This is a genomic window from Brevibacterium jeotgali (assembly GCF_900169175.1).
Taxonomy (GTDB): domain Bacteria; phylum Actinomycetota; class Actinomycetes; order Actinomycetales; family Brevibacteriaceae; genus Brevibacterium; species Brevibacterium jeotgali.
Genome location: NZ_FXZM01000006.1, coordinates 149,678 through 174,794 on the forward strand (window position 1 = coordinate 149,678; position 25,117 = coordinate 174,794).

Annotated in this window: 21 protein-coding genes; 16 read left to right on the forward strand and 5 right to left on the reverse strand. The window is 68.5% G+C overall.

Annotated features, from left to right (window positions below):
* Window positions 1-54: 54 nt before the first annotated feature.
* From BJEO58_RS07855 to BJEO58_RS07890, 8 genes are all read left to right on the forward strand, one after another.
* Window positions 55-1,662 carry a uracil-xanthine permease family protein gene (locus tag BJEO58_RS07855; protein WP_101588913.1) on the forward strand — a complete coding sequence of 536 codons (1,608 nt, stop codon included), beginning with the start codon at window positions 55-57 and terminating at the stop codon, window positions 1,660-1,662.
* A gap of 96 nt (window positions 1,663-1,758) precedes the next feature.
* Window positions 1,759-2,454, forward strand: coding sequence for an NADPH-dependent F420 reductase (gene npdG, locus BJEO58_RS07860; RefSeq protein WP_101588914.1), 696 nt, complete (start codon window positions 1,759-1,761; stop codon window positions 2,452-2,454).
* Between the two features lie 23 nt (window positions 2,455-2,477).
* Complete coding sequence (locus BJEO58_RS07865) at window positions 2,478-3,791, forward strand: DUF445 domain-containing protein (RefSeq protein ID WP_101588915.1); 1,314 nt, start codon at window positions 2,478-2,480, stop codon at window positions 3,789-3,791.
* A gap of 86 nt (window positions 3,792-3,877) precedes the next feature.
* Window positions 3,878-4,366, forward strand: coding sequence for a hypothetical protein (locus tag BJEO58_RS07870; protein ID WP_144573772.1), 489 nt, complete (start codon window positions 3,878-3,880; stop codon window positions 4,364-4,366).
* Complete coding sequence (locus BJEO58_RS07875) at window positions 4,366-5,793, forward strand: tripartite tricarboxylate transporter permease (RefSeq protein WP_101588917.1); 1,428 nt, start codon at window positions 4,366-4,368, stop codon at window positions 5,791-5,793. Before BJEO58_RS07870 ends, BJEO58_RS07875 begins: the two co-directional genes overlap by 1 nt.
* A gap of 198 nt (window positions 5,794-5,991) precedes the next feature.
* Window positions 5,992-6,816, forward strand: coding sequence for an ABC transporter ATP-binding protein (locus BJEO58_RS07880; protein WP_101588918.1), 825 nt, complete (start codon window positions 5,992-5,994; stop codon window positions 6,814-6,816).
* Window positions 6,813-8,168, forward strand: coding sequence for an ABC transporter permease family protein (locus BJEO58_RS07885; RefSeq protein WP_101588919.1), 1,356 nt, complete (start codon window positions 6,813-6,815; stop codon window positions 8,166-8,168). Before BJEO58_RS07880 ends, BJEO58_RS07885 begins: the two co-directional genes overlap by 4 nt.
* Before the next feature lie 82 nt (window positions 8,169-8,250).
* Entirely contained in the window at window positions 8,251-9,237 is a 987-nt protein-coding gene (locus BJEO58_RS07890; RefSeq protein ID WP_101588920.1) for an NADP-dependent oxidoreductase, read from the forward strand.
* Window positions 9,238-9,336: 99 nt separating this feature from the next.
* Here the strand turns inward: BJEO58_RS07890 and BJEO58_RS07895 are convergent, their stop codons facing one another.
* Genes BJEO58_RS07895 through BJEO58_RS07905 form a run of 3 tightly spaced genes read right to left on the reverse strand, consistent with a single transcriptional unit; the run spans window position 9,337 to window position 12,643 of the window.
* Complete coding sequence (locus BJEO58_RS07895) at window positions 9,337-11,013, reverse strand: ABC transporter permease (RefSeq protein ID WP_101588921.1); 1,677 nt, start codon at window positions 11,011-11,013, stop codon at window positions 9,337-9,339.
* Between the two features lie 11 nt (window positions 11,014-11,024).
* Window positions 11,025-11,972, reverse strand: coding sequence for an ABC transporter ATP-binding protein (locus tag BJEO58_RS07900; protein ID WP_101588922.1), 948 nt, complete (start codon window positions 11,970-11,972; stop codon window positions 11,025-11,027).
* Window positions 11,969-12,643: a TetR/AcrR family transcriptional regulator gene (locus tag BJEO58_RS07905; protein WP_180951873.1), complete on the reverse strand. Its 675-nt coding sequence runs from the start codon at window positions 12,641-12,643 to the stop codon at window positions 11,969-11,971. The genes BJEO58_RS07900 and BJEO58_RS07905 overlap by 4 nt, the downstream gene beginning before the upstream one ends.
* A 238-nt stretch (window positions 12,644-12,881) precedes the next feature.
* Between BJEO58_RS07905 and BJEO58_RS07910 the strand changes: the two genes are divergently transcribed.
* From BJEO58_RS07910 to BJEO58_RS07925, 4 genes are all read left to right on the forward strand, one after another.
* Window positions 12,882-13,691, forward strand: coding sequence for a MerR family transcriptional regulator (locus BJEO58_RS07910; protein ID WP_101588924.1), 810 nt, complete (start codon window positions 12,882-12,884; stop codon window positions 13,689-13,691).
* 67 nt (window positions 13,692-13,758) lie between these two features.
* Window positions 13,759-14,172: a VOC family protein gene (locus BJEO58_RS07915; protein ID WP_101588925.1), complete on the forward strand. Its 414-nt coding sequence runs from the start codon at window positions 13,759-13,761 to the stop codon at window positions 14,170-14,172.
* A gap of 225 nt (window positions 14,173-14,397) precedes the next feature.
* Window positions 14,398-15,708 (forward strand): replicative DNA helicase, encoded by a 1,311-nt coding sequence (dnaB, locus tag BJEO58_RS07920; protein WP_101588926.1) that lies wholly within the window; start codon window positions 14,398-14,400, stop codon window positions 15,706-15,708.
* A gap of 55 nt (window positions 15,709-15,763) precedes the next feature.
* On the forward strand, window positions 15,764-16,630 hold the full coding sequence (locus tag BJEO58_RS07925) for a sulfurtransferase (RefSeq protein ID WP_101588927.1): 867 nt from the start codon (window positions 15,764-15,766) through the stop codon (window positions 16,628-16,630).
* A gap of 121 nt (window positions 16,631-16,751) precedes the next feature.
* Here the strand turns inward: BJEO58_RS07925 and BJEO58_RS07930 are convergent, their stop codons facing one another.
* Window positions 16,752-18,017: an acyl-CoA dehydrogenase family protein gene (locus tag BJEO58_RS07930; RefSeq protein WP_101588928.1), complete on the reverse strand. Its 1,266-nt coding sequence runs from the start codon at window positions 18,015-18,017 to the stop codon at window positions 16,752-16,754.
* Between the two features lie 339 nt (window positions 18,018-18,356).
* Here BJEO58_RS07930 and BJEO58_RS07940 point away from each other — a divergent pair, with 339 nt between their 5' ends.
* From BJEO58_RS07940 to BJEO58_RS07955, 4 genes are all read left to right on the forward strand, one after another.
* Window positions 18,357-19,835 (forward strand): GntP family permease, encoded by a 1,479-nt coding sequence (locus BJEO58_RS07940; protein WP_101588930.1) that lies wholly within the window; start codon window positions 18,357-18,359, stop codon window positions 19,833-19,835.
* Between the two features lie 296 nt (window positions 19,836-20,131).
* Window positions 20,132-21,412 carry an acyl-CoA dehydrogenase family protein gene (locus tag BJEO58_RS07945; protein WP_101588931.1) on the forward strand — a complete coding sequence of 427 codons (1,281 nt, stop codon included), beginning with the start codon at window positions 20,132-20,134 and terminating at the stop codon, window positions 21,410-21,412.
* A gap of 8 nt (window positions 21,413-21,420) precedes the next feature.
* Window positions 21,421-22,878, forward strand: a complete 1,458-nt coding sequence (locus BJEO58_RS07950; protein ID WP_246075879.1) for an MFS transporter — start codon at window positions 21,421-21,423, stop codon at window positions 22,876-22,878.
* Window positions 22,878-24,248 carry an LLM class flavin-dependent oxidoreductase gene (locus tag BJEO58_RS07955; protein WP_101588933.1) on the forward strand — a complete coding sequence of 457 codons (1,371 nt, stop codon included), beginning with the start codon at window positions 22,878-22,880 and terminating at the stop codon, window positions 24,246-24,248. Before BJEO58_RS07950 ends, BJEO58_RS07955 begins: the two co-directional genes overlap by 1 nt.
* Here the strand turns inward: BJEO58_RS07955 and BJEO58_RS07960 are convergent.
* The gene (locus tag BJEO58_RS07960) at window positions 24,238-24,960 is read right to left on the reverse strand and encodes a hypothetical protein (protein WP_101588934.1); all 723 of its coding nucleotides are present in this window, start codon (window positions 24,958-24,960) and stop codon (window positions 24,238-24,240) included. The genes BJEO58_RS07955 and BJEO58_RS07960 overlap by 11 nt on opposite strands.
* Window positions 24,961-25,117: the final 157 nt, after the last annotated feature.

A 25,117-nucleotide genomic window follows, 5' to 3' on the forward strand; every position in this document is an offset into this window, starting at 1 on the left:
CGGCGCCGAGAGCACCTGAGACGGCCCGATGGTGTGCCGGACGAGGAGTACGACATGTCAGCATTCGGATGGAAGCTGCACGGCGATGGGAAGAGCGTCAGACCGGGCGGCGCGGTTGCGCCCGGAGAGCGGCTGAGCTGGCCGCGGACGGCAGGGCTGGGCGCCCAGCACGTCGTCGCGATGTTCGGGGCGACGTTCGTCTTCCCGATCGTCATGGGGCTCAACCCCCAGTTGGCAGTGCTGATGAGCGGTTTCGCGACGATCATCTTCCTGCTCATGGTGAATGGGAAGGTGCCCAGCTACCTGGGCACATCGGCGGCGTTCGTGGGCGGCGTCGCCGCGGTGACTGCGCAGGGAGGCACCCCGCAGCAGGTCACCGGTGCGATCCTCATCGCGGGCATCGTGCTCGCGCTGGCGGGCACCTTCATCCACTTCCTGGGTGCCGGGATCCTCACCAAGGTGCTGCCGCCCGTCGTCACGGGCGCGGTCGTCATGCTCATCGGCTTCAACCTGGCGCCCGTCGTGGCCGGGGTGTACTGGCCGCAGGATCAGTGGATCGCCGTCATCGTCATGGTGGTGATCATCCTCATGTCCGTTGCCCTCAAGGGCTTCCTGGGCCGGATGTCGATCCTGCTGGGCCTGGCGTTCGGATACGCGCTGTCATGGGTCTTCGACCGCGTCTTCGGCCAGATCACCGCCTACAACGCGACGACGGATGTCGTCGACACCCACTTCCGTGTGGACTGGTCCGGGGTGATGGAGGCGTCGTGGATCGGATTCCCGCCGGCCACCGACGCGGCAGCCGGCGTCGTGGGGTGGCACCTGCCGGAGTTCAACGCGGCGTTCATCATCCTCATGCTCCCCGCCGTCATCGCGCTCGTCGCGGAGAACGTGGGCCACGTGAAGGCAGTGGAGGAGATGACGGGCGACCGGCTCGACCCCTACGTGGGCCGCGCAGTCGCGGCCGACGGTGTGGCCACCGTCGTGGCGACCTCGATCGGCGGTTCACCGACGACGACCTACGCAGAGAACATCGGCGTCATGGCCAATACGCGCGTCTACTCGACGGCGGCCTACTACATCGCCGGCCTGGTCGCGATCGTGTTCGGCTTCTCACCCAAGTTCGGTGCCATCATCTCCGCGACCCCCGGTGGAGTGCTCGCCGGCATCACCGTCGTCCTCTACGGCATGATCGGCCTGCTGGGTGCGAAGATCTGGATCGAGAACCGCGTCGACTTCTCGAAGCCGGTCAACAACGTCCCGGTGGCCGCCGGCATCATCATCGCGATCGGCGATGTGAGCCTCGTCGTCACAGAGACCTTCACGCTCGCCGGCATCGCATTCGGCACGATCATCGTGCTCGTGATGTACCACGTCGCGAACTTCTTCACGGGGAGCGATGAGCGCGCACACGATGATGCTGCGGGAGGAACGATGATCGCGGTCGGCAGGGAGGGGCACGACAGCCTCGAGTCCCTCCGGCTGCGGGAGAACTACGGCCTGTACGGGCATCGCGTGCTGGGGCGGACGCAGACGGGCGCCCTCATCGTGGAGGAGACCCCGCGCAGTGCTCCGATCGATTCCAGTGACGACGGCGGTCGGGCCGCGCATCATGTCCGCACCGACCTGTCGGGCGACGATGGGCGGACGCAGTCTGACTGAGCGTGCCGCGCGGATGCGCCGCGCACGTGCGAAGGGACACCGGTCCCACGCGCGTGCGCGCCGCGTGCACAGGAAACGGATGAGCAGGGAGACGGAATGACGAGCGAGGGAGACCAGATGGCCGAGTCGAAGAGCGTCGCGATCCTGGGGGGAACCGGGAATCTGGGTCACGGCATGGCCGTCCGCCTGGCCGGGGCCGGGCACACGGTGAGGATCGGGTCCCGCGACGCGGGCCGGGCGGAGGAGGCTGCGCGTCAGGTCTCGGCGCTCGTGCCGTCAGCGATCGTCTCCGGTGCCGACAACGGCGATGCCGCCGACGCTGCTGACTTCGTCCTCGTCGCAGTCCCCTTCGCCAGCCAGGCCTCGACCCTCAGATCAGTGAAGGACCGACTGCGTGAGGGGCAGATCGTCATCGACGCGTGCGTGCCGCTGGGCACCGCGATCGGCGGCAAGCCGACGCAGCTGACCGGTGTCTGGCACGGGTCGGCGGCGGAGCAGACGGCGGCGCTGGTTCCGGAGGGTGTCCGCGTCGTCTCCGGACTGCACACGCTCAGCGCCGATGACCTCGCTGATCCGGAGCTGTCGCTGGACCAGGACACGCTCATCTGCGGGAACAGCAAGGCGGACAAGACTGCGGTGACAGAGCTCCTCAGCACGATCGAGGGGCTGCGGGTCGTCGACGCCGGTCGGCTGGAGTCGAGTCGGATGGTCGAGGGCCTCACGCCGATCCTCATCGGCATCAACATCCGCTACAAGGTGCACTCAGGATTCCGGATCACCGGTCTGGAGTGACCCGCGCGCGGTAGCGTTGGGCCGTGACCATCGAACCGTCAGCTCAGAGTCCACTGGGGTCGTCGCCGTCTCCCGCTCGCGCGGGGACGGAGGCTGAGGATGCGGCACGCGCCGTCGCACTGCGCAAGATGCGCACGCTCGCGACGTCGCTGCTGATCCTCGCCGCGATCATCTTCCTGCTCGTCCACCTGCTCACGGACATGACCGGGGTGTGGGGCTTCGTCGCGCGCGCGTCGGAAGCAGCGATGATCGGCGCGATCGCGGACTGGTTCGCGGTGACTGCGCTGTTCCGCCACCCGATGGGGCTGCCGATCCCGCACACCGCGATCATCCCGCGGAAGAAGGACACGCTGGGCACGAGCCTGTCCCACTTCGTCGCCGCGAACTTCCTCCAGGCGGAGACGGTGTCGACGAAGATCCGCACCGCAGAGCTCACGCGCAGAGCGGGTGACTGGCTCATCGCTCCCCGCAATCAGGACATCGTGGTCCGCCGGGCGGGCCAGGGCCTCGAGTACGTGCTGGCACGGGTGGATGATGAGGCGATCGCGGATCTCACCCGCAATGTGCTCGTGCCCAAACTCGTGTCGACCCGGAAGTCGCCCGCACTGGGGATGCTCATCCGGGAGATCGTGGACGAAGGAGCACACCACCACCTCGTCGATCTGATCGTCGGTGAGGCCCACACCTGGCTGTCGGAGAATCCGCAGGTCATCGACGATATCGTCCAGCAGAAGTCCCCGGACTGGGCTCCGCGCTTCGTCAACGACGTCGTGTCGAACCGGCTGCGCCGCGAGGTCCTCGGATGGACGGCAGAGGTCCGCGACGACCGCTTCCATCGTGCGCGCCAGGCGCTGGACGCGTGGCTCGTCGAGGTGTCCCAGGACCTGCGGGGGAACACGCCGCTGTCCGTGCGCGCGGAGAAGGTCCTCGACGATCTCCTCACGCAGGACGGAGTCGTCGACGCTGTGCTGGAGATCTGGTCCTCGCTGAAGCGCCTGCTGCGGGCGGCCGTCCTGGATGAGGCCGGACCGGTCCACGCGCGCGTCCGCGCTCTCCTCACGGAAGCCGCGGAGCGCATGCGCACGGACCGCGCCTTCGCCTCCGAGATGGACGAGCGGATCGCCACGACCGTCGGCGACCTCGTCGAATCCTTCGGACCGGAGCTCGCCTCCGTCATCTCGGACACGATCGCGGACTGGGATGCGAAGGAGGCCGCCGATCGCATCGAGCTCTACGTCGGCCGCGACCTGCAGTACATCCGGATCAACGGCACGGTGATCGGTGCACTCGTCGGCATCGCGATCCACGCGCTCACGCTCGTGCTGCCCGGTGGGTGACGGCGCCCCGCACCCGGCCGGGGCCCGTCCACGGACACAGGGACACGCACAGGTCCGCACGCACTCAGGTCTACACGCACGCACAGATGGAGGGGTTCGCAATGTCGCGCGCATCGGAGGGGGACTCTGTCCCGACTGGTGAGGAGCAGGGAGAGTACCTGTTCGTCTGGGGAGACACCGTCCGCGGTCGTCGCCTCCTGGTAGGAGTGCTCGTGGGTGTGGTCTGCGGACTCATCGGCCTGTACGGCGGCGGCTGGATCGTCGATGCGATCGGGGTCGCCGACCACCTGGTCGACGTGTGGGCGCTCATCCTGGGGATCGTGGGCTGTGTCGTGGCCGGAGTGATCACGGCGAGGCTCTTCTCGCCCGCGCGCGTCATCAGCGGTGACGCGCACGCCTCCGGAAGCATCGCGGCGGCGATCGACGAGCTGGGCGAGGGCAGCCGCGGCCTCGGCACGCTCGAGGACGCCTCCGCACTGTCGCGCGGCGAGTTGGATGCGGCCGGGCTCACGGACGAGTTCCGCGCTGCAGAGGCAGCCGCCGCTCAGCGCGGTCGGACGGGAGGCGATCTCTGATGGAGATGCTGCTCCAGGATCTGCCGATCGCGGTCCTCATGGGGCTGATCGGCGCGATCGTCTTCACCCTCATCGGCGTGGTGTCCGGCACGGACGAGACCGCGACGATCGCCCCGCTGACACTGGTCGTCATCCTCATCGGCGTTCCGCCCGCAGGTGTGTTCACCTTCTTCATGGCAGCGGCGATCTCCAAGCACATGACCCACGCCGTGCCGACGATGCTGCTGGGCATACCCGGGGACACGCTGGCGGTGCCCATCCTCGAGGACGCGGCGAAGATGCGTGCTCTGGGGCTTCCGCACCTGGCCCTGCGCAAGGCGATCTCGGGTGCTGTCGTCTCCGCCTTCATCGCGATCCCCTGTGCGGTGCTGTTCGCGTGGATCCTGTCGCCCTTCGGCGACCTCATCACGGCGTTCGCGCCCTGGATCTTCCTCATCGCGGCGGCGGGCATCGCGTACTCGTCGCGGGCGAAGCTGGGCGGTGTGGTCGCGCTGGTCCCCTTCGTCGCGTTCATCCTGGGTCTGCAGGCGTGGACCGGCAGCTTCGAGGTATCGCTGTCGATCAGCTACTTCCTGGGCATCGCGATCGGCCCGATGATCGTCGACCTGGTGACGGTGCTCGTGCCGCAGAACCGCAGCGAGATGCGCCGGTCGAAGCCGTCGCAGGTGTTCCTCGCCCCGGACGTCCGGCCCGGGGACGGCGAGGACGCGGACGCCGTCGGCCGCCGGAAGCACGCCGGCCGCACGTTCCCCAACCCGTTCAGAGTGCTCGACCGGACGCAGGTCACGGCCACGGCGGCGACCTCGGTCGTGTCGAGCGCGACCTTCGTCTTCTCTCCGGTCGCGGTCACGGTGCTCATGGGTGAGATCGTGGGCGCCCGCATCAAGCAGGGGTACCAGCGACTGACGAGCGTCATCACCGCGAAGAACGGGACGACGGAGTCGACCTACATCGCAGAGACGCTCATCCCGCTCATCGCGTTCGGTCTGCCGCTCAGCCCCGTGGCCGCCGGCCCCGCCGCACCGCTGTTCAATGCGCCCCCGGTGTTCGAGACGAATCCGGACGAGGGCGTGGTCAACAACATCGCCACGCACCTGACCACTCTGGACTTCTTCATCTTCGCGCTCCTGGGCGCTGTCTGCGCGACGGCCATCGCCTACCCGTTCGCCATGCGGTATGCGCACTCGGCCGCGACGTTCGTCGTCACGAAGGTGAGCCACGAGGCGATCATCGCCGCGTTCGTGGGTCTCGTCGTGGTCGTCAGCCTGTGGGAGGGCGGCCTCCTGGGCCTCCTGGTCGTCACGGCGGTGGGGCTGGTGGGCGGAATGCTCATCCGCACGGTCAAGCTCCACGCCGGGGTGCTGTTCATGGGGTACTACGTCGCCGTCCTGTCCGTTCCGGGGATCCTCGCCGCGTTCGGCGGGTGACGTCGCAGAGGTGTCGGCTCGCGTGAGCGGAGCGGACACAGGTGATGGGCGCACTCCACCCACGGAGGACACCGCTGCCGAGCACGGCTCACTGCACCCGCGCGGCGACCGCACCGGGTGCTCGTGATCCGGATTCCCCCACCCGATGAGCGGGGTCGCTCCCGTGACCGCCGGTCGGCGGCACTGCATGATGGAGCCATGTCGGAATCCCCTGCTCCCCACCCGGGCCCGCGCCCAGCCCCGCCCCACGCACAGTCCCACGCACAGTCCCACGCCCAGCCGCCCGCTCCGGTTCCGGCTCCGCTGCAGGCTCCTGCTCCCGCTGCCGAGGCCGCGCTCGCCGCCCGCGCCCTCGTCAAGGAGTACGGACCCACGCGTGCGCTCGCCGGGGTCGACCTCGACGTTCCCCGCGGACAGTCGCTCGCGATCATGGGGCCGTCCGGCTCCGGCAAATCGACGCTGCTGCACGTCCTCGCCGGCATGGTGCTGCCTGATTCCGGTGCCGTCCACCTGCAGCCGAACACCCCTGGACACGTCGACGTCACCTCCCTCACGCCCGATCAGCGCACCCGCCTGCGCCGTGAGCGGTTCGGGTTCGTCTTCCAGCAGGGACTGCTCCTGCCGGAGCTCACCGCAGAGGAGAACGTCGCAGTCGCGGCGATGCTCGCCGGAGCCTCCCGTGCGCGGGCCACTGCCGCCGCTCGGAGCTGGCTGGCCGGCCTGGGCCTCGCGGAGCACGCCCACAAGCGGATCGGCCAGCTGTCCGGCGGCCAGGCGCAGAGGGTCGCCGTCGCGCGGGCCCAGATCACCGAACCCGAGGTCGTCTTCGCCGACGAGCCCACCGGCGCCCTCGATTCCCACACGTCTGCCGTGGTGCTCGGCCTCCTCCTCGAGACCACCGTGGATCGTGGCCGCACCCTCGTCATGGTGACGCACGACGAGACGGTCGCTGCGACCTGCGCCCGCACCGTTCGGCTGTCCGACGGCCTGGTCGTCGCGGACACTGCGCGAGGTGCCCGGTGAGGGCTGCAGTCCGCCTTCTGCCCCTGTTCGTGCGCCCGCGGACCGTCCTGTCCGCGCAGGGCATCCTCATGGCGATCGCCTTCGCGGCGTGCTCCGCGCTCTTCCTCACCGTGGCGGGAGGACTGTGGGCATTCCTCCACTGGGACACGACCCCCGACGGTTCGGGAGTGCTCGTGATGTACAAGATCCTCGCCGGGATCGCGACGGCGCTGCTCGTCGTTCCCGCGGTGACGCTGGGTCAGGCAGCGGCCAATCTCGCCGCCCGCAGTGAGACCGACCGCCTCTCCGGTCTGTCGCTCCTGGGAGCGTCGTCGCGCACGATCACCGCTCTTGCGGTCTCCAGTCCGGTGATCGTCGCGGCAGCGGGCTCCGTGGTGGGGATCGGAGGGTACTTCGCGCTCCTGGCACCGGTGAGTCTCATCCCGTTCCAGGGCAGAGGCCTGGGATACGCGAACATGCTCCTGCCCTGGTGGGCCGTGCTCACAGCCGTCGGCCTCCTGGTCATGGTGAGTGCGGTGGCGAGCGTCATGGGCCTGCGGAAGCTCGCCGTGTCCCCGCTGGGCGTGCGCACCCGCTCGCTCGAGTCTCACTTCCCGTGGGCACGGATCATCGTCGGGGCGATCGGCCTGGTGGTCCTCTACGTGCTCCTGCAGATCACCCTGAACGCCAGCGGCGTCGCGATCCTGGTCGCGGGCCTGCTCCTCAGCTTCATGATCGCGCTCCTGGTCATCGACGTGCTGGGCGTCCTCTTCGTCCGCCTCGTCGCACACCTCAGCGCGCAGCGGGCGAGGACCGCGGACAGGCTCATCGCCGCCAGGCTCGTGTCCGACGCTCCGAAGCAGTACTGGCGACAGGTATCCGGGCTCGCGATGACCTCGTTCATCGCGGTGGTCGCCGGCACCGGGGTGTCGATGCTCGTGCAGATCGATGACCAGGCGGACGGCGCCGCCGGGCCCGAAGCACTCCTCGCGGGGGACATGCGCACCGGCATCCTCCTCACCCTCGTCATCGCTCTCCTGTTCATCACGGTGTCGGCCGCTGTGAACCTCACTGCGCAGGTGTACGACCGCGCACCCACGTACCGCGAGCTCCACGCGGCGGGGATGGATGAGGGGACGGTCGCGAGCCTCACGGTGCGGACCACGATGATGCCGGTCGTCTGGGTCTCCGTGCTGTCCGCGGGGCTCGGGCTGCTGCTCGTGCTCCCGTTGGCCGGATTCGCGCTGGTCATGTCACCGGCGACGTTCCTCATCATGCTGTCCACCGTGGTGGTGGGGATCCTGGTGCTGCGGGCCGGGCTCCTCCTGACCAGGCCCACCGTGAGGAGGGTGACGCTCGCGGAGTCTGCGTGAACGGTGGAGGTCGGCCACAATGGGGTGGACGCGACACCGCGATGCCATGGGTATCCGGACCACGAAGGAGGGGCAGACAGCCATGACACCATCCGATGACACGACGCACGATCAGCCGATGATGAAGGCCATCCGTCAGGAGGAGCACGGCGGGCCCGAGGTCCTGCATGAGGTCGAGGTCCCGCGCCCTGCTCCCGGTATCAGCGAGATCCTCGTGAAGGTCGAGGCCGCGGGCGTGAACCCGACGGACTGGAAGCACCGCTCCGGCCGCAGATTCCTGGGCGATCCGCCCTACACCCTGGGCTGGGACGTGTCCGGAGTGGTCGAGCAGGTCGGGCTCGGCGTCACGCTGTTCGCGCCGGGTGACGAGGTCTTCGGCATGCTCCCCTACCCGTACGGCGCCGGGTCCCATGCGGAGTACGTCGTCGGCCGCACGAGGGCGTTCGTCCCGAAGCCCGCCTCGATCGACCACGTGCAGGCCGGTGCGATCCCGCTGGTCGCGCTCACGGCGTGGCAGTCGCTGGTCGACACCGCGCAGGTCGCAGCCGGCGACCGCGTCCTCATCCACGCCGCGGCGGGCGGGGTGGGCCACGTCGCCGTGCAGATCGCCAAGGCGCGCGGTGCCTACGTGATCGGCACGGCGAGCGCGCCCAAGCACGACTTCGTCCGCGGTCTGGGCGCCGATGAGGTCATCGACTACCGCGAGACCGACTTCGTCGAGGCCGCACGGGACATGGACGTCGTGCTCGACACGATCGGCGGCGACAACCAGCTGCGCTCCCTGGAGACCCTGCGGTCCGGCGGCATCATGGTCTCGACGGTGCCCGTCGGCGCGGACGGCCTGCAGGAGAAGGCTGCGGGTCTCGGAGTGCGCGCCGCCCTCATCCTGGTCGAGGCCGACCACGGCGGCATGCAGGAGATCGCGCAGCTGGTCGAGGACGGGAAGCTGCGGGCGACCATCGCAGAGACCTTCCCCTTCACACAGGCCTCTCGTGCGCACGAAGCGGGCGAGACGAACCGGACCTCGGGCAAGCTCGTCCTCACCACGGACGACCAGTCGGCTCAGTGACCGTGACGGTACTGCGGCACTGACCTCGCCGCACTGCGCTGTCGAGGCCCCGACCGGTTCCCGGCGTTCCGCTGGGATCGGGCCGGGGCCTCGGCGTCGTCAGATGCGGCCCACCTCCCGGCGGCGCCAGCCCAGCAGCCCGATGGCGATCCCCGCTGCGCCGATCGCCGTGAGCCAGATGACCGGCTCCCAGGCGATCGCCTCGACGGGGTAGTCCGCGAGGTGACCGAACGGGTCCAGGTCGAACACGACATCCGGCAGTTCGAGCAGCGAGCCGAAGGTGCCGATGATGGCGGAGAACGCCACGAGCAGCCAGCCGACGGGCACGGCGAGCCGCGGCAGCCAGCCGAGCAGCGCGGTGACGATGCCCACGATGCTCAGCACGGCAGGAGCTTTGAGCACTCCTGCGGCCAGCAGCTCGCCGAACCGGGAGGCGCCGCCCTCCTCGAGCGACAGAGCGGCGCCCGCTCCCATCGCCGCGCCGACGGCGACGAGGATCAGGAGCACTCCGGCGATCGTGACCGTGAGATGCGCGCCCAGCCACGCGGTGCGGGAGAGGGGGGCCGACAGCCCGTACTCGGCGCGACCGCTCGTCTCCTCGCCCCTCACCTGCTGCAGGCTTCCCACTCCTGCAGCGGTCACGAAGACGGCCATGAAGAGCGCGATGTATGCGAGGTATCCCAGCATGATGTCCTCGCCGACGAAGACCCCCGCGAGCTCGGGCGGGAGGGCGTCTGCCGAGTCGAGCATCGTCTGCGCGTACGAACCGAACATGAGCGACGTGAGCACCAGGGCGATGGTCCAGCCGCGCAGCGTGCCCAGCAGCGACCGCAGTGCGAGGCCCAGGGGAGTGCCGAGCGACGGTCGGCCCTCCGCCCGGCCCAGCCTGGCCGGCAGCAGTCCGGCGCCCACATCGCGCCGGGTGGACAGCCAGTACCCCAGCCCGGCGAGCACGACGGCGCCGCCGGCGAGCGGCAGCAGCGGCCACCAGCGGTCGTCGACGTAGGGCGCGGTCTGCTGAGCCCATCCCAGGGGCGAGGCCCACGAGAGGGCGGTGCCTCCGACCTCCGGCGCATCGCCGGCCATCCGGATGACGTAGGCGAGACCCAGGAGGCCGCCGCTCAGCGCAGTGGCGCTGCGGGACGACTCGCCCAGCTGCGCCATCGTCGCCGTGGCACCCGTGAAGAAGAGCCCGACGGCGGCCGCGGTCGTCGCCACGAGGAGCGAGCCCTCCCACGCGTAGCCGGCGGTCAGCGCGCCGACGAGGACGAGTGCGGAGGCGGTGACGACGAGCCCCGCGGTGACGAGCAGCGTGGCGGTGAGGGTCGCATGGCGACCCACGACGTTGGCGCGGACGAGTTCCGCGCGCCCGGCCTGCTCGTCCGCGCGAGTGTGCCGGACGACGGTGAAGATGCTCATGAGCGCGATGAGGATGTAGATGAAGACCGCGTATCCGGCGGCGAAGAAGCGTTCGTGCGTGGGGTCGTCCATGCCGAAGCCGGGACCCACCATCATGCGCCCGACCGGATCCGCGTAGAGCCCCGCGAGGCTCGCCAGCGCCGTGTCGTCCTCGGCGATGATCTGGATCGCGTGGGCGAAGTAGAAGCCCATCGCGCCCGCACCCAGGACCCAGACGAGTGCGCGGATGCGGTCGACCCGCACACTGAGGCGCGCGAGTGCGAGGGTGCCTGTGAGCGGACGCGAACCGCTGCGTGTGCGGGGTGCGCTGCGCGTGTCGTGAGGAGGGTGTTCGGGTGCGTGCGTGAGGGTGGACATCTCCGGTCTCCTCAGTGCTTCGCGTCGGCGGGCGGGGCGGGGGCGTCTGCGCCTGGACCATCGGTCGCGGAGGTTCCGTAGTGGCGCATGAGCAGCTGCTCGAGCGTGGGGGGATGCGCGACGAGGGAGCGCACGTCCCGCGGGGCGAGTGCGGTCATGATCTGGGGGACGCGGTCGCCGTCGACGTCGAAGACCGTCCGGCCGGCTTCAGTGCGGAGTCCGTGCACGCCCTCCATGCCGCCCAGGTCGTCGACCGGCTGGGCGGTCTCGACCTCGATGGTCGTCCGTGTGACGTGGCGCAGCTCCGCAAGAGAGCCTGATTCGACGATGCGGCCGGCACGGATGATCGAGACGCGGTCCGACAGCGCTTCGACCTGAGACAGGATGTGGCTGGAGAGGAGCACTGAGACGCCATCGGCGCGCTTCTCCCGGATGACGTCCTGGAACACCGCCTCCATGAGGGGATCGAGACCCGCGGTGGGCTCGTCGAGGAGCAGCAGGTCGACGTCCGCGGCCAGCGCGGCGATGAGCGCGACCTTCTGCCGATTGCCCTTCGAGTACGTCCGCGTCTTCTTCCGCGGGTCCAGGTCGAAGCGCTCGATGAGTGCATTGCGCCGGCGGGCGTCGTAGCTTCCGCGCAGGCGCAGGAACATGTCGATGACCTCGCCGCCGGTGAGGTGCGGCCAGATCTCCACGTCGCCGGGGACGTAGGCGAGGCGTCGGTGCAGCTCGACGGCGTCCTTCCACGGATCGCGGCCGAACATGCGGACGGTGCCGCGATCGGCCCGCAGGAGTCCCAGAAGGATGCGGATCGTCGTGGACTTGCCCGCGCCGTTGGGGCCGAGGAATCCGTGGACCTCGCCGTGGGCGATCGTGAGGTCGAGGTCGTCGAGCGCACGGACGGATCCGAAGGACTTCACGAGCCCTTCAGCGGTGATGAGGGGATGTGAGGGTGTCACGGCTGGTCTCCGGTCTGAGTGTCGTCGTCGATGTCCATGAGGTTGCGATAGACGTCAGCGTTGAGGACGGGCTGCGTGTACAGCTCGAGGACGCCCGCCATGTACGGGCCCAGGTCCTCGGGCGGGCCGTCGATGGGGTCGACGCCCAGGTGCCGCTTCATCTGGCGGTGCAGGAGCAGCGCACCGAACGATTGGAGCATCATGATGACCGCTCGGCGGCGCGGGTCCGACGAGGGGTGCACGAGGCCCAGCTCCTCGCCCTCCGCGGTGTAGACGAGAGAGTCCTCGACGAGCTGGTCGAACAGGTGGTCCGTCTGCTCACCGCCCACCGCGAATGCGCGGAAGAGGTAGAGGAGCAGATGCTTCTGCGTCTGCATCAGCTCCGCCACGTAGCTGCGCGGCAGATGACCGCGGTGGACGGTGTCGGTCTTCATGCGATTGACCTGGTCGGCGATGTGGTGATCGCATGCCGTCCGCAGCCCCGCGGTGGATCCGTAGTGGTGGATGACCAGCGGCGCGGAGACGCCCGCCGCGACGGCGATGTCCTTGAGCGTCACGTGGTCGAACCCGTGTCGTCCGTAGAGGTCGATCGCGGCGTCGCGGATCCGCGCGGCGCCTCCCGGACCGTCACCGGCGACGTCGCGGTCGTCACCGCGGTACGTGTATGTCACGTGCGCTCCTCCGGTCGTGTGCGGTGTGCTCCGCCTGGCGATGCGCCTGGTGATCCAACCGCGGCTGAATGAGCATTAAGCCAGGTGACATGACGGTAGGCCGCTGAATGGTCGCGTGACAAGGGCCCTGAACGAAATCGTCTCCGCGTTCAGCGCGACAGAGCCGGTTCGCGCGGGCGAGGTTGACCCTCACGCAGCGTGAGGCCCCACCGTTGAGTCCGTGGTCGAGAATGGAGATATGGACGTGGACATGGCCGTGGGCGATGACGGACTGACGGTCGGCCGGACCGCCGAGGCAGTGGGCATCAGTGTGCGCACCCTGCATCACTGGGATGCGATCGGACTGGTGACCCCGGCGGAGCGGACGTGGTCGGACTATCGGGTCTACTCAGCATCCGACATCGCCAGGATCCAGCAGGTGCTCATGTACCGGGAGCTGGGCCTGTCGCTGTCGGAGGTGCGGACCCTGCTGGACGATCCCGACGCGGACGTCGTCGAGCAGCTGGATGTCCAGCGCGCCCTGCTCTCCGAACGCATCGACCGCCTGCGGCACATGGTCGCCGCAGTGGATCAGATGAAGGAGGCTCATATGAGCGACAGCAGATTGACGGCCCAGCAGCAGGCGGAGATCCTGGGCGACGACTGGAACCCCGCATGGCAGGACGAGGCTCAGGAGAACTGGGGCGACACCGCGGAGTGGGACCAGGCCGAGAAGGTCAGGGCCCGCATGAGCGCGGATGACTTCACGCGGGTGAAGGATGAGCTCGAGCAGCTGGAGGGGGATCTCGCTGCAGCGATGACAGGTGGTGTCCGGCCGGGAACGGACCAGGCGAACGTGCTCGCCGAACGCCACCGTGCCCAGATCGGGCGGTGGTTCACAGTGTCTCACCAGAAGCAGGTGCGCATCGCACGCATGTATGTGCAGGATCCACGGTTCCAGGAGCACTACGACGCGCGTGCCGACGGCCTCGCGGCATGGCTCACCGCGATCATCGATGAGAATGCTCGCTGTCAGGGCATCGACCCGGAGTCCGCGACCTGGGAGTGATGCGGGTCCGCTGGTCGAGCCCCAGTCGACCTTCCCCGTGTCCGTCCCTCGGCCCATACTGGTGCGCATGACTGAGGCTACGTACCCACGACTGCGCACCACGGTGCTCGATACGACGGACGTCCACGGGCTCGCGGACTTCTACCGGCGGCTGCTGGGGTGGGAGCCCGCACCCGGGAACGGGCCGGACGACGCCCAGGCGGATGAGTGGCAGATCATCCGCGCTGCCGATGGGCGGATGCTGGCGTTCCAGTACGTCCAGGACGTCCCGCGATCGACCTGGCCGTCTCCGCGGGTGCCGCAGCAGCTGCACCTCGACTTCACGGTGGCGACGAGCGCAGAGCTGGAGGAGTGCCACGGTCGGGCACTGACTCTGGGTGCGTCGCTCATCCGTGACGCATCCGACCATCCGGACGAACCGATCTGTGTCTACGCTGATCCGGCGGGCCACCCGTTCTGCATCTTCGTCATGGTCTGGTGACGGTGTCCGCTGGTCGGTCATCCGATCCGTCTGACTGGTGCGGTCAGAGGGCCGTGACGCGATAGCCTGGAGTGCCCCGCACCCGGTGCTGGGACGTGTTCTCACACAGTTCTGTGCGGTGCGCGCGGGGGTGGACAGCGGTTCTGGACGGCGATGTCCGTCGTGTGAGTGTGGAAAGGCGTGTGGGTGAGCGATTCGGGTGAGTGGCAGCGGTCTGACGGGGGTATGCGCACGCCGCCGCAGGACGTCGAAGCGGAGCAGAGCGTACTGGGCGGCATGCTGCTGTCGAAGGACGCGATCGCGGACGTCATCGAGGTGCTGCGACCCGAAGACTTCTACAAGCCGGCGCACGAGACGATCCATGAGATCATCCTCGACCTCTATGCGAAGGGCGAGCCTGCCGACGCTGTGACGGTGGCAGCCTCACTCACGAAGTCCGGCGACCTCGCGCGGATCGGTGGAGCGGCCTACCTCCACACCCTCATCGCGTCCGTGCCGACCGCCGCCAATGCGGGCTACTACGCGCGGATCGTCAGCGAGGCCGCACTGCTGCGGAAGCTCGTCGAAGCGGGCACCAGGATCGTGCAGATGGGCTTCGACGCGGAGGGCGATGCGGAAGAGCTCGTCAACAATGCGCAGGCGGAGATCTACCAGGTCACCGAGCGTCGGACGACGGAGGACTACCAGCAGCTGGGCGTCGTCATCGACCGTGTGGTCGATAACATCGAGAAGCTCAGTGACAACGTGGACGGTCCCGTGGGCGTGCCGACGGGCTTCGAGGAGTTCGACCTGCTGACGAATGGCCTGCATGAGGGGCAGATGGTCGTCATCGCAGCGCGTCCCGGTGTCGGCAAGTCGACGCTGGCACTGGACTTCGTCCGTTCGGCGGCCATCCAGAATTCGCGGGCCACCGTGTTCTTCTCCCTCGAGATGTCGGCCGATGAGCTGGGGCTCCGCCTGCTGAGTGCGGAGACGGCGATTCCGCTGCAGAATCTGCGGCGCGGAGAACTGGACTCCAGCGACTGGACATCGGTCGCGACGACGATGGGGCGGATCCACGAGTCGCCGCTGTTCCTCGATGATTCTCCCAATATGGCGCTGCCGGAGATCCGCGCGAAGTGCCGTCGCCTCAAGCAGCAGCACAACCTCGGCATGGTGGTCATCGACTACCTGCAGCTCATGTCGTCGGGAAAGCGCGTGGAATCGCGCCAGCAGGAGGTCTCGGAGTTCTCCCGTTCGCTCAAACTGCTGGCGAAGGAGATCCAGGTGCCGGTCATCGCGCTGTCGCAGCTGAACCGTTCATCGGAGCAGCGGACGGACAAGCGGCCGATGATCTCCGACCTGCGTGAGTCCGGTTCGATCGAGCAGGACGCGGATATGGTGCTGCTCATCCACCGCGAGGACATGTACGACAAGGAGCACCCGCGCGCGGGTGAGGCGGATATCATCGTCGCGAAGCACAGGAACGGTCCGACGGGCGACATCCCCGTCGCGTTCCAGGGCGCGAAGTCGCGCTTCGTCGACATGCCGCGGTAGCGACACCGCCTCCTCCCGACGAGCCATCGACCACGACCGCGACGCAAGGAGAACCATGTCCAGCATCCCAGCACTCGTCGACACCGACTGGCTCGCCGAGCATTCAGGGGATCCGCAGCTCACGATCGTCGATGCGACCACCTTCCTGAACCGGCCCCAGGGCGACGGAGCGCGCGCGGCGGAGAGCGGGCGGGCCGTCTACGAGCAGGCGCACATCCCGGGGGCGATCTTCGCCGACCTGCTGCTCGAGTTCGCCGATCAGGACTCCGGGCGTCGCTTCACGGTGCTGCCGAGCGACGTCTTCGCCCAGAAGGCCGGGGCGCTCGGCATCGGGGACGGAGCCCACGTCGTCGTCTACGACCAGGGCGAGGACATGTGGGCGACCCGGCTGTGGTGGAACCTGCGGCTGGAAGGCTTCGACGCGGTCTCGATCCTCGACGGCGGGTTCGCCGCGTGGCAGGACGCCGGTCTGCCCGTCGTCGCCGGCACAGAGGAGAAGCCCGCGTCCACCTTCACCGCGGAGCGCCGGCCCGAGCTGCTCGCCGATCAGACGACGGTTCTGGCGGCGCTCGAGGACGACGACGTGCGGCTGATCAATGCGCTGGACCCGGACATCTTCGACGGCACGAAGCGGACCTATGCCCGACCGGGGCACATCCCCGGTTCAGCCAACGTCTTCTGGCGCGACCTGAAGTCCGGTGATCGCGCCGGAACCATCGAGGATGCCCGGACGGCGCTCACACGGGTCGGAGCCCTCGAAGACGAGCGCGAGGTCATCACGTACTGCGGCGGAGGGATCGCCGCGACCTACGTCGCGTTCCACCTGGCACAGCTGGGCCGCGACGATGTGGCGGTCTACGACGGGTCGATGACCGAATGGGCCGCCGATGACTCGCTGCCTCTGGACGTCGGCCGCAGCTGACGCCGCCCCTGCGCTGACGCCGCCCCTGAGCAGAGCGCGCGGGTGAGCAGAGTGCGCGGGTGACGGGAGGGGACCCGCCGCCAGCGCGCTCTCAGTGCTCAGGGCGCGGAGGGTGCACCGATCAGTGCTGCGACAGCTCGTGGCGGCCGACCACCATGTGATGGACCTCGTCCGGGCCGTCCGCGAAACGCAGGTGCCGGACGTCCGCGTACAGGTCGGGCAGCGGCGTGAACTGCGACACCCCGTACGCACCATGGATCTGGATGGCCTGGTCGATGATCAGGCAGGCCTTCTCCGGGACCACGGCCTTCGCCATCGACACCCAGACTCGGGCCTCCTTGTTGCCCAGCACGTCCATGGCCTTGGCCGCCTTGAGCACCAGCAGCTGCATCGACTCGATCTCGATCCGGGCCCGGGAGATCTTCTCGAGGTTGCCGCCCAGCTTGGACAGGGGCTGTCCGAACGCCGTGCGCGAATTGCCGCGCTTGACCAGGTAGTCCAGAGCGACTTCTGCCTTGCCGATGGTGCGCATGCAGTGGTGGATTCGCCCCGGTCCCAGACGCAGCTGCGAGATCTCGAATCCGCGGCCCTCACCGAGGAGCATGTTCGACTCCGGGACGCGCACGTCGGTGAGTCGGATGTGCATGTGGCCCGCAGGGGCGTGGTCGTCGCCGAAGACGTGCATCGGGCCGACGATCTCCACCCCGGGGGTGTCCATCGGCACCAGGATCTGCGAGTGGTTGCGACCCCGCTCGCCGTCGTCGTTGGTCTTGACCATCATGATCATGATCTTGCACCGAGGATCCCCGGCGCCGGAGATGTAGTGCTTCTCCCCGTTGATCACCCACTCGCCGTTCTCCAGCACTCCCGACGTCTGCACGTTCTTGGCGTCGGACGTGGCGACGTCCGGTTCGGTCATGGCGTAGGCCGAGCGGATCTCGCCGTCGAGCAGCGGCTGCAGCCACTGCTTCTTCTGCTCAGGCGTCCCGACCCGCTCGAGGACCTCCATGTTGCCGGTGTCCGGAGCCGAGCAGTTCATCACCTGCGAGGCCAGGGGGCTCTTGCCGAGCTCGATCGCGATGAAGGCGTAGTCGAGGTTCGACAGGCCCTCGCCGGTCTCCGAGTCGGGCAGGAAGAAGTTCCACAGGCCCTCCTCCTTGGCCTTGTCCTTGGCCGTCTGCAGGAGCTCGAGCTGCCCGGGAGCATAGCTCCAGCGGTCGGCGTGGCCCTCGCCGAGCGCGAGCCACTCCTCATGCATCGGGTCGACGGTCTCCCGGATGAACCGCTTCACGTGGTTCAGCAGGGGCACTGCCTTCTCGGACATCCGCAGGTCATTCAGCTGGTCCTGGGGGTCGGGCCCGCCCAGGCCGTCCTGATCGTTGCTCATGACTTCCTCCTCATCGTGGATGCTGCACAACTCTTCGATTGTGCACTCTGTCACGTTCTCCGTGCGGATGTGTCCGCATATCGCACTGCTCGGCTCGTGCGAGCTCGTGTTCACCACGGGCCGAGGCGCTCGGCCGGCCGTGTCCGCGACCCCTGTCGGTGGCACGACGCAGGCGCTCATCGCCGTCTTCTCGGGTGAGATCACATCGCGGACCGGTGGACGACTCCACGGCGCGCACCGCTAGCGTTCTCTCCGGATTAGTCGGAAGTCCGACCAAGTGAACGGACGAGGGGGCTTCTGGCGCGGGTGCGCGCACGGAGGCCCGGAAGAGGTGTGCGCATGTCGTGGGGACTCATCGGAATCTTCGTGTCATTGGCGCTGCTGATCGGGTTGGCCTATCGGGGCCATTCGGTGATCGCAGTCGCTCCCGTCGCTGCGGCGGTCTCGATGCTCTTCGCCGGAGTGCCCCTCCTGGCGGGGTACACGCAGATCTTCATGCCCGCGCTCGGCGGCTTCATCATCAGCTACTTCCCGATGTTCCTGACCGGAGCGATCTTCGGGAAGCTGATGACCATCAGCGGATTCGCGGAGAGCATCGCGAGCTGGGTCGCGCGCGTCGTCGGAGCGCGCTACGCGATCTTCATCACCGCGCTCCTCAGTGCGCTGTTCACCTACGGCGGGATCAACGCGTGGGTGGTCGTCTTCACCGTCTTCCCGATCGCGAAGTCGCTCTTCCAGCAGGCTGATATCCCCAAGCGCCTGATCCCCGCGGCGATCGCCGCGGGCTTCCTCACGTTCGCCCTCGGCACGCTGCCGGGTTCGCCGCAGATCCACAACACGCTTCCCACGAGCTATCTGGGCACGACGACCTTCTCCGCACCGCTGCTCGGGCTGATCACCGGGACGGTGATGTTCGGCCTCAGCATGCTCTACCTGCGGTGGCGGGAGAAGCGCATCCGCGCCGCCGGTGAGAGCTTCGCCGATCTCACCGTGATGGAGCGCAGGAGCATGGTGCCGTACGCCGCCGGCGAGTCCGGCGAGTCCGGTGAGGACACGGTGCGGTCGTCACCGGACGCGGGCGGTGCGGCGACCGCGGTGGAGGTGAGGCGGACGACGCTGCTCGAGTTCCTCGCGGGCCTCTTCCCGCTGGCTGCGGTGATCGGCGCCAATGCGGTCTTCACGTTCTTCGTCATCCCGTCATGGGACACGGACTACCTCGGCGAGGACCTCTACGGGAACGTGGAGGTGGGTGACGTCATCGGTGTGTGGTCGGTGACCGCGGCGATGCTCGTCGCGATCCTGTCCGTGTTCGCCCTGAAGCCGTCGAAGGCGCGCGCTCTCGTGGAAGAGCTGTCAGAAGGCGCGAAGAACTCCGTCCTGCCGGTCTTCAACACCGCGACCGAGGTCGGCTACGGCGCCGTGATCACATCCCTCGCAGCCTTCACGATCATCCGCGATGGGCTGTTCGGCATGGGCGGGAACGCGGTCTTCACGTCGAGTGCGTCCACCGCCGTGATCTCCGGTGTGACGGGGTCGGCGTCGGGCGGCCTCGCGATCACGCTCGAGACCTTCGGAGAGCAGTTCGCCCAGATGGCCGCGGATCAGGGCATCGATCCCGCCATCCTCCACCGCGCGATCGCCACCGCGTCGACCAGCTTCGATTCGCTCCCGCACAACGGTGCGGTCATCACGCTGCTGCTGGTCACCGGACTCACGCATCGCGAGTCCTACAAGGACCTGGGCGTCATCACCATCGGCACGCCGATCATCGGCGTGGCACTCATCGCGGGGCTGGGCTTCCTCTTCGGAGCGTTCTGACGGGACGTACTGACAGGACTGCACAGAGCACGGTCGTCGACGTGAGCCTCGTCGGGCCTGATCGACGTGCGCCCGCCCCGCGCACCACCTCGAGGAGGACCGGACTCCTTCTTCTCCGATCCGTCCCCCTGCGTCCTTGTGTGACACCCCGTGAAGTCGTGTGACGTGCGAGACACAGTGGCGCGGTGCGCAGAACTACGTTCGCTCTCGACAGCGCACACGATCACCTGATCACCGCGCCCGACGATCACACGAGGCGACGGAGCACGGCCCGCCGCACAGGAGGCCCACCACGGATGTCGACCACCACAGCACCCGCGCCGCCGAGCACGCTCCCCGCCGACTACGCCTCCCTCGCGGATCGCTTCCGGCCTCTCTTCGCCCGCATCGCCGACGGTGCGCTCGCCCGCGAACTCGACCGCCGCCTCCCGTTCGACGAGGTGAAGGCCCTCGATGAGGCCGGATTCGGCGCGCTCCGCGTCCCCGTCGAGCACGGCGGTCCCGGAGTGACCATCGAGACCTTCACCCGCCTGCTCATCGACCTCGCCGAGGCCGACTCCAACATCGCCCACCTCTACCGCTCGCACACCGGGTTCCTCGAGGCGCTGCGCTTCCAGTCCGAGCGCATCCAGGATGCGTGGTACCCGCGCGTGCTCGCCGGTGCGACAGTGGGGAACGCGTCCACGGAGAAGGGCGGAAACCCTCTGGGCGGCCTCAGCACGGTCCTCACCGGGGCGGCCGGATCATGGCGCCTCACAGGCCAGAAGTTCTACTCGACCGGCACGATCTTCAGCGCCTACACCCGTGTGTCCGCCTCGTTGGACGGACGGGACGGCCGCCGCTTCGCCGTCGTCGCGACCGATGCCCCGGGAGTGCGCGTGGACGACGACTGGGACGGCTTCGGCCAGAAGCTCACCGGCACCGGCACGACGACCTTCGACGCTGTGCCGGTCGATGATGACGCCGTCTTCGACCGCATCACAGACACCGCCGAGGCCGTCCACGAGGCGGCGTTCTTCCAGCTCGTGCTCCTCGCAGTGCTCGCCGGCATCGCGCGCGCCTCCCGCCGCGACGCGGCCGTGACGATCAGCTCCCGCAAGCGCACCTTCAACACCGGGCTGGGTCTGCCGTTCCGCGAGGACCCGCTCATCCAGGAGGCCACCGGCCGCATCGCGGCCAAGGCATACGCTGCCGAGGCGACCGTCCTGCAGACTGCCCGCGTCCTCGACGCCGGGATCGAGGCCGCGACTGCCTCCGGTGCAGTCCGCGCCGACTTCACAGGACCCGTGCCCGAGGCCGTCCACGCATCGGAGATCGCCGTCGAGCACGCGCAGGTCACCGTCCCCGAACTCGCCCTGGGCGCGGCACAGGACCTCTTCCTCACCGTCGGCGCCTCCGCCACGTCGACGGCCAAGGGGCTCGACCGCCATTGGCGCAACGCGCAGACGGTCGCGACCCACAATCCGATCTCCTTCCGCGCCCGGGCGATCGGCGACTACTGGATCAACGGGACCCTCCCAACGGGGCTCAACGCGATCGGTGACGCCAAGCCGACCACTGCGGGACGCGACGCATGAGGGGCACGGTGACGGCAGCCTCGGCGGCGGAGCCGTCCACAGCCCGCGGACCGTTCCGCGGCAAGCAGCGGGTCCTCGCGTCCGCCTTCGTCGGGACCACGATCGAGTGGTACGACTTCTACCTCTACGGCACGGCCGCAGCGCTCGTCTTCAACGTCCAGTTCTTCCCGATGGACAGCGAGCTGGGCAGCCTGCTGGCCTCCTTCGCCACACTCGCGGTGGGGTTCTTCGCCCGCCCGCTGGGCGGGATCATCGCCGGCCACCTCGGTGACCGGGTGGGTCGCAAGGCGCTGCTGGTCGTGTCGCTCGTGACGATGGGGATCGCCTCCACCCTCATCGGGCTCATGCCCACCTATGAGGCGATCGGCTGGTGGGCGGCCGTCGGACTCGTCGTGCTGCGCATCTTCCAGGGGCTGTCGGCGGGCGCGGAGTGGGGAGGCTCCGCGCTGCTCTCCGTCGAGCACGCGCCGGTGGGCAGTCGAGGGCTCTTCGGTTCCTTCACGCAGATCGGATCCGCCGCCGGCATGCTGCTGGCGACGAGCGCCTTCTTCGTCGTCCAGTCAGTCCTCACGGACGAGCAGTTCGCCCAGTTCGGCTGGCGCATCCCGTTCGTGGCCTCCGCACTCCTCGTGGTCATCGGCCTGTGGATCCGGCTGGGAGTCTCCGACGCACCGGAGTTCCTCGAGCACAAGGAATCCGGCAACGTCCGCAAGCAGCCGCTGTGGGAAGTCGTCACACGCCACCCCCGCGTGCTCCTGGTGACGATCGGCCTGCGCCTGGCGCAGAACAGTGTGTACTACCTCATCACCGTCTACATGCTCACGTACCTGGCCGATCAGCGGGGCGATTCCACCGCCGGCATCACCGCTGTCATGATCGCCTCTGCGATCGGACTGGTCACGGGGCCGTTCTGGGGCTGGGTGTCCGACCGGTTGGGCCGCAGGACGGTGACGCTGGGCGGCATCATCGGCATCGGCGTGTTCGGCTGGATCTTCTTCGCGTTCCTGGACAACGGTCCGCTGATCCTCCTGCCGATCATCGTGGTGCTGGGGATGAACCTCGCGCATGACGCCGTCTACGGACCGCAGGCGGCGTGGTTCGCCGAGCAGTTCCCCATCGAGGTGCGCTACTCCGGCGTGAACATGGGCTATCAGCTGGGCACCGTGATCGGCGGCGGGATCATGCCGATGGTCGCGGCGCTGCTGTTCGTCGCCGGCGGCAGCACGCCGTGGCTGATCTGCGCGTACCTCACGCTGCTCTGCGTGCTGTCGGGCATCGCCGCGCTCGCCGCACATGACCCCGCCCGCGCCGAGGCCCTGGCCCGGAGGACAGACCCGGGACCGGCCGCAGCGGCGGACTCGGCCGAGGACCCGGCTGCGGACCCGGCTGCGGACTCGGTCGCCACCGAGGTCGCCGCTCCCGCCGCCGCTGACCCGCACCGACCGATTCAGGAGACTTCCCACTGATGACGCAGAAGCCGATCCAGCTCAACGCCTTCGACATGATGGTGCCGGTGCACCAGTCGCCGGGCCTGTGGCGGCACCCCGAATCCGGGGTCGCGGACTTCACCCGTCTGTCCTACTGGACAAACGTCGCGCGCACGCTCGAGGAGGCGGGCTTCGCCTCGCTCTTCCTCGCGGACATCCCCGGTGTCTACGACGTCTACGGCGGGGGCGCCGATGCGACGTACCGGGGCGGGGTGCAGTTCCCCCTGCTCGATCCGCTCGTCGCGATCCCCGCGATGGCGGCGGTCACCCAGACCCTGGGCTTCGGCGTCACGGCCTCCGTCACGTACGAGCAGCCCTATCTGCTCGCCCGCACCTTGAGCACCCTCGACCACTTCACGGACGGTCGCGTCGCGTGGAACATCGTGACGAGCTACCAGGACTCCGCCGCGCGGAACCTGGGGATGCAGGGTCAGATCCCGCACGACGAGCGATACGACCGGGCGGATGAGTACATGGAGGTCATGTACAAGCTGTTCGAGGGCTCGATCGAGCCGGGCGCTGTCCGCGCCGATGCTGAGGCGAACGTCTTCGTCGATCCTGCAAAGGTGCACGACATCGAGCATTCCGGCGCGTTCTTCTCCGTACCCGGTCAGGCGCTCACCGCGCCGGGACCCCAGCGGACGCCGCTGCTCTTCCAGGCGGGATCGTCGAGCAGGGGACAGCAGTTCGCGCTCGACCATGCAGAGGCGATCTTCCTGTCCGGCGGCACCACGAAGCTGGTGCGGCGCTGGGTCGACGGGATCCGCGATGGCCTCGAGGAGCGCGGACGCCCGCGGGACGCGGTGAAGATCTTCACGCTCGCCACGATCGTCGTCGCGGATACGGACGAGGAGGCGCAGCAGCGGTTCGACGAGTACCGACGGCACGTCGACACGGAGTCCGCGCTCGCCCTGTTCGGCGGGTGGACGGGGGTGGACCTGGCCGGTGCGGAACCGGATGCGCCGCTGGAGTACGTCGCGACGGATGCGAACCAGTCCGCTCTCGCGTCGTTCACCACCCTGTCCGACGGGACGACCTGGACGGTGCGCGACCTCGCAGAGTTCGTTGCGATCGGCGGTCGCGGACCGGTCATCATCGGGTCGCCCGCCACCGTCGTCGACGAACTGGAGCGGTGGATGCAGGAGACCGACATCGACGGCTTCAACGTGTCCGCAGCTGTGCGTCCGGCGGACCTCGAGCGGTTCGGCCGCTTCGTCACGCCGGAGCTGCGCCGTCGCGGACTCCTCACGGAGGGAGAAGCGGGTCAGACGGTGCGAGACCGGACCCTCGGCTCAGGACCGTGGCTTGCGGACGACCACCAGGGGGCGTCGTACCGGGTCAGTCCATGACCTCGTCGACGGGACGATCGGTGAACGGGTCGATGCCGGTGAGGGTGCGGACCCGCTCGATCCAGTCCGGGGAGAACCAGGTGTACTTCCCGGGGTGCTGCTTGTGGCAGACCTCCACCCACGAGATGAAGACGAGCTCTGCCCAGTCGGACAGGAACCGGACCCGTACGGTGCCCTCCTCCGTCTGCATGAGCAGCTCGATCGTGGACGGTGCGATCCATTCGACGGAGTCGAAGACGCCCCAGCCCCATGTCAGCAGCCCGAGTTCTTGTGATTCCACGTAGAACCCGTGGGTGCTCACAGTGACGGCACCCTGCGGAACGTAGTCCATCCACCGCTGCTGGGAGTCCTGCCTCGCCTTGCGCGCGCCCATGAGGTTCATGGCCATGCTCCCCGCCGCCGCCCCCACTCCGTAGGCGATCCCGGTGCTGTTCGCCGTGCCGGTGAAGAGCATCGGGACCCCGGTGGCGTTGTACGATCCGTCGCCGGGAGCATCCCAGATGAGCATCCGGCACGGACCAGATGCCACCATGTACTCCGAATCCGGGTCGATGGAGGGCCGGATCGGTCGCAGCATGTGGCGGGGGACCAGCTGGAACTCGTCGGGGGAGAGCTGTCGACCCGAATCCAGCTTCTTCTGCAGCTGCAGAGTGTGCAGGATCGCGATATCACCGTTCGACAATGTGGGGGCCGCGTCGTTGAACTCCGTCATGGGTCTGACAATTCTCCTGTGTATGAGCACGTGCCGTTCCCGAGTATATAGACGGCCTCGCCCCGCGAAGGGGCTTGATTCCGGCACGCGCGACCACCATGACGAACGACTGGAGCTGTGGGCGACAATGGGACCATGTCGATACCGCGTCCCTCAG